Raw genomic sequence first — 4,727 nt, 5'->3', positions numbered from 1 at the left:
GCCGTGTAGTTCTTCGGGTCGCCGGGGCCGTTCGAGATAAACAGCACGTCGGGTTCGTTTTCGGATACATCCTCGGCAGTCGCGTCGTAGGGGAGGACGTGAACCGTCGCGCCGCGGTCGACGAGCGAGTCGGCGATGGACTGCTTCGCACCGCAGTCGACGAGTGCGACCGTCGTATCGCCGTCGCCTTCGAACGTCGTCAGTTCGGGCGTCGTGACCTGCGCACCGATATCGACGTGGTCGCTCATGCCTTTACACTTCGAAAGCTCTTCTTTCGCATCCTCGGGGGTCGCATCCTCGCCGACGGCGATTCCGACTTTCATCGCGCCCTCTTCGCGAATCGACGTGACGAGGTCGCGAGTGTCGAGATGGTCAACCGCCGGGACGTCCTCCTCGGCGAGCCACTCGACGACTTCGTCGGTGAACTCGCGTGCAACGGCGGCACGAGGGTGGACCCGGTCGGACTCGAATCGCTCGGCTCGGACGCCATAGTTCCCGATGAGGGGGTACGAGAAGGTGAGCACCTGTTCCTCGTACGAGGGGTCAGTCAAGCTCTCTTCGTATCCAGTGTATGCGGTTGTGAACACCAGTTCACCGCGTGTGCGTCCCGGAACGCGACCACGCGCTTCGACCACGCGGCCGTCTTCCAGGGCCAGATAGGCGTCCGACATTACGAGAAACGAACGGAACACGGGTGCATAAGTGTTACTTTCGAAGCCGAGTTACGAAATTCGTAATTGGTAAGTCGCTGGGGTCGGCACGTGGGATATGGACGAGTTGGACCGACGTATCCTCGATATCCTTCGACGAGACGCTCGGACCCCGAACACGGAGATTGCGGCGGAGGTCGGGACCTCCGAAGGCACCGTCAGAAACCGCGTCGAACGGTTAGTCGAGGAGGGCGTCATCGAGCGCTTTACGATTGCGACCCGGACGGGGAACCTGAAGGCGATGGTCGAGGTGACTGTCGCGGTCGACGTGGACACGAACGACGTGTCAGATTTGATGGCCGAGTGGGAAGATGTCGACTTCGTCTGGCAGGTTTCCGGCGAGGAAGATATCGTCCTCGTCATCGACGCGGCGGACACGCGAGCGGTCAACGACCTCATCACTCGCGCACGCGAGCACGAAGACGTAAAGAGTACGAAGACGCGCCTGATTCTCGACGAGCGCATCGGCTAACCGTCACCGAGAGCCGTTCCGCATCGAAGCTTAGTTTACCCCCGACTCCGACGAGACGGACATGAGCGACGCACAGGCCGGTGAGGCCACGGAACTCCACGAGAACGCAGCACAGGACGTTATCGCCGTCGACTCTGACGACAACCCCGAAGGGCTCGTCAATCGACTCGAAGCCCACACGGGCGATGGCATCCGACACCGCGCCTTTACGTGTCTCGTGTTCAACGAGGAGGGCCAACTGCTTCTCGCTCAACGCGCGCCGAACAAGCGCCTGTGGGACACCCACTGGGACGGCACTGTTGCCTCCCATCCCGTACAGGGACAGACCCAGAAAGAGGCGACCGAAGAGCGACTCGAAGAGGAACTCGGTATCACGCCCGACCAGTACTCCGACCTCCGCGTGACAGATAAGTTCGAGTACAAGCGCTACTACGGCAACTCCGGTCTCGAATGGGAGGTCTGTGCCGTCCTGAAGGTCACGCTCGAAGACACCAGCCTCGACCCCGACGAAGACGAGATTGCGGGGATGCTCTGGGTGGACTACGAGCACCTTCACGACCACCCCAAATGGTACCGCCAACTGCGTCTCTGTCCGTGGTTCGAAATCGCGATGCGCCGTGACTTCGAATAAACTCTCGCTCGAAGCAGCCACCTCCACGACGATTCTCTCGCACGCTCGCGAGGGGGCCGCCCGCGACCCGCCGCAAGAGGTCTGCGGCGTCCTCGTCGGCGACCGCGACGCGGCGACAATCACCGCCGTCCTCCCCGTCTCGAATGTTGCCGAAGAGCCGCGTGTCGCCTACGAACTCGACCCCGAAGAGACCGTTTCCGCCTTCGACGAAGCCGAATCCGAGGGAAACGACGTGGTTGGCTTCTATCACTCGCATCCCGAGACAGACCCGGTTCCGAGCGCCACCGACCGAGAGCAGGCGTCGTGGCCGGGGTACGTCTATCTCATCTGCAATCCGGATGGTCGCTTCACTGCTCACGAGTGGACCGGCGACGAGTTCCGCGAACTGGCTATCGTCGTGGAGTAGGCGGCCCGGCCGCTCTGCTTCGGTGAGAATATCCTCCCCGAGTCCGCAGTGTCGCCTATGGAACCCACCGTCTACGACGACCTCGACGGACAGATTGCGCTCGTCACGGGCGCGAACCGAGGTATCGGCCGCAAGATTGCGGAGAATCTCCGCGACCTCGGGGCGACGGTCTACGCCGGGTCGCGGAGCGTCACGAACGAGACGCCCGACGGGACTGAACGCGTCCTGCTCGACGTAACCCAAGAGGGCGACATCGAAGACGTGGTCGACGGCATTTTCGCCGACCAAGGACGACTCGACATCCTCGTCAACAACGCCGGAATCGGCGGCGAAGGAGACGACATCGTCGCGGAACCGACCGAACGAATCGACCGTACCCTCGCGGTCAACCTCCGCGGCCCGATGCTCATGTGTAAACACGCCGTCCCGCTGCTCCTCCAAAGCGAGGGCGGCCGCGTCGTCAACGTCTCCTCCGGAATGGGCGCGCTCGAAGAGGGCCAGTCCGGTGGCTCGCCGTCGTATCGAATTTCGAAAACCGGTCTCAACGGCCTCACGGTCTACCTCGACGGGCAGTACGGCGACGACGGTCTCATCGCTAACTCGGTCTGTCCGGGGTGGGTCCGAACCGACATGGGCGGCGAGGAAGCGGACCGTTCAGTCGAGAAGGGGGCGGAGACGCCCACGTGGCTTTCGAGATTCGAAGCGGGCAGTCCGTCGGGCAAATTCTGGCGCGATAAGGAAGTTATCGACTGGTAGAGGAAGTGGAATCGTTTTAGCGCCCTTCGTGTCGAACAGACGATTGTTCATGTACGCACTCGCCAACTCCATCGCCTGACTTTCACGTCACCCCGCCGCTCTGTTTCTCGAACTCCTCGTACTCCTTCTCGTCCAGAACTTCGCGCAGATGCTCCACCGTCCTGTACACGTCCTCGAAGCCGACGTAGGACGGAACGGGCGCGATGCGGACGACATCCGGCTGGCGGAAATCCACGATGACGCCGCGTTCTTTCAGCGCGAGGCTGATGCGGTACGCTTCGGGATGTTCGACCGCGACGTGACCGCCGCGGGCCGCCGGGTCGCGAGGAGTACCGACCTCGCACTCGGGAAGGTGCTCGTCTACGAGTTCGATGAGGAAGTCGGTGAGCGCGAGCGATTTCTCGCGGAGTGCGGCTACGCCCCCGGCGTCTTCGACGATATCGAGTGCGCCGTCGAGCGGCGCGGTGGCGAGAATCGAAATCGTCCCGGTCTGGAACGCGGCGGCGGAGTGGGCGGGGTCGTACGTCAGCGCCATGTCGAACTGCGTTTCCCTGGCGTTGCCCCACCAGCCAGCCAGCGCGGGGGTCACGCCGAAATGTCGCTCGTTGACGTAGAGACCGGCGAGTGCGCCGGGTCCGGCGTTGAGATATTTGTAGTGACACCAGACGGCGAAGTCCACGCCGATATCGGAGAGTCGGTGCGGGACGGCCCCGATTGAGTGTGCGAGGTCGAACCCGGCGAGTGCGCCAGCGTCGTGGGCCGCTTCGGTGATGGTCTGGATGTCGAACAACTGGCCGCTCCGGTAGAGCACGGAGGGGAGAAACACCATGCCCACGTCGTCGTCGATAGCTGCGAGCACGTCTTCGATGTCGATGGTCCGGCCGTCACGGCTTTCGACTACACGCAGTGCCTCGTCTGGGTCGCGGCCGTGCTGGCGGAGTTGCGCCCGAATCGCGTAGTGGTCGGTCGGGAAGTCGAGGTCGTCGACGACGATTTTCTCGCCGCGGTCGGGGTCGTAGAACGTTCCGATGAGCGTGTGGATATTGACCGTCGTGGAGTTGGCGACGACGACTTCCTCGGGGTCGGCACCGACGAGGGGTGCGAGTCGTTCGCCGAGTCGCTCGCCGTAGGTGTGCCAGTCTGGGTCGGCGTCAGTCCACCCGCGGATAGCGAGCTCTCTCCACTCGTCGATGACATGTTCGAGTGCGTCCTCGGCGTCGACCGAGAAGAGACCGAGCGAATTACCGTCCATGTACAGTTCGCCGTCCGGAACGTAGAACCGCTCTCGGAGGTCCGAAAGCGGGTCCGCCGCGTCCCTCTCACGGGCGGTTTCGACGGCACTCTCGTCGTCGTTCATAACCTTTGGTAAGCGCGCACATGATAAGTAGTTGCACGACCCATACGGCGTGGTGTTTTTCGTATTCGTTTGCGCTGACAGGAGTTCACTCGTATCGATGAATGCCGGGCGACTACGCTACTTCTCTGCTTCGTTGGCGAGGCGTTCGTAGGCACCCCACGACGGGTCCACATCGGGGTGGTCGATGCGCTTGCCGTCGACGACGACACCCTCGCCCGAGACGACGGTTCCTGCGACGCCGACGGGAGTTCCCCGGGCATTGAGCGCGGAGATTACGTCGTCCGTCACCTCGGGGTCGGTCGCGACGATGAGCGACCCCGCGGTGGTCGAACGCCACGGGTCGATATCGAGATACTCGCACACGTCGCGGACGCCCGGTCGGAACGGAATACTCG

The 4,727-nt window shown here is 62.9% G+C and carries 7 protein-coding genes; 4 read left to right on the top strand and 3 right to left on the bottom strand.

The genetic code is table 11. The features are described 5' to 3' along the window. Positions 1 to 671: carbamoyl-phosphate synthase domain-containing protein (locus tag QT222_RS06350; protein WP_491476674.1), on the bottom strand; the 671-nt coding region annotated here is incomplete at its 3' end. Positions 672 to 768: 97 nt separating this feature from the next. Between QT222_RS06350 and QT222_RS06345 the strand changes: the two genes are divergently transcribed. The 4 genes from QT222_RS06345 to QT222_RS06330 all read left to right on the top strand — a co-directional run bounded on the left by QT222_RS06345 (position 769) and on the right by QT222_RS06330 (position 2,975). Continuing rightward, complete coding sequence (locus QT222_RS06345) at positions 769 to 1,182, top strand: Lrp/AsnC family transcriptional regulator (protein WP_004059973.1); 414 nt, start codon at positions 769 to 771, stop codon at positions 1,180 to 1,182. A 61-nt stretch (positions 1,183 to 1,243) separates the two neighbouring features. After that, positions 1,244 to 1,813, top strand: coding sequence for an NUDIX hydrolase (locus QT222_RS06340; protein WP_004059972.1), 570 nt, complete (start codon positions 1,244 to 1,246; stop codon positions 1,811 to 1,813). Continuing rightward, positions 1,800 to 2,219, top strand: coding sequence for a desampylase (locus QT222_RS06335; protein ID WP_004059971.1), 420 nt, complete (start codon positions 1,800 to 1,802; stop codon positions 2,217 to 2,219). Before QT222_RS06340 ends, QT222_RS06335 begins: the two co-directional genes overlap by 14 nt. Positions 2,220 to 2,276: 57 nt before the next feature. Beyond that, positions 2,277 to 2,975, top strand: coding sequence for an SDR family NAD(P)-dependent oxidoreductase (locus QT222_RS06330; protein WP_491476673.1), 699 nt, complete (start codon positions 2,277 to 2,279; stop codon positions 2,973 to 2,975). A gap of 82 nt (positions 2,976 to 3,057) precedes the next feature. Here QT222_RS06330 and kynU read toward each other — a convergent pair whose 3' ends face one another. Further along, a complete protein-coding gene (gene kynU, locus QT222_RS06325; protein WP_004059969.1) occupies positions 3,058 to 4,332 on the bottom strand; it encodes a kynureninase in 1,275 nt (424 codons plus the stop codon). A gap of 117 nt (positions 4,333 to 4,449) precedes the next feature. Further along, positions 4,450 to 4,727 (bottom strand): AIR synthase-related protein (locus QT222_RS06320; RefSeq protein ID WP_491476672.1); only part of this gene is annotated, 278 nt, incomplete at its 5' end.

This window comes from Haloferax sp. s1 (genome assembly GCF_058382125.1).
The sequence above is the reverse complement of the archived record's forward strand: the minus strand, read 5'-3'. Positions and strand labels throughout refer to the sequence as shown.

Coding starts and splice junctions, on each gene's coding strand:
- kynU (WP_004059969.1), bottom strand. CDS start 4,332: ATGAACGACGACGAGAGTGCCGTCGAAACCGCCCGTGAGAGGGACGCG.
- QT222_RS06340 (WP_004059972.1), top strand. CDS start 1,244: ATGAGCGACGCACAGGCCGGTGAGGCCACGGAACTCCACGAGAACGCA.
- QT222_RS06345 (WP_004059973.1), top strand. CDS start 769: ATGGACGAGTTGGACCGACGTATCCTCGATATCCTTCGACGAGACGCT.
- QT222_RS06330 (WP_491476673.1), top strand. CDS start 2,277: ATGGAACCCACCGTCTACGACGACCTCGACGGACAGATTGCGCTCGTC.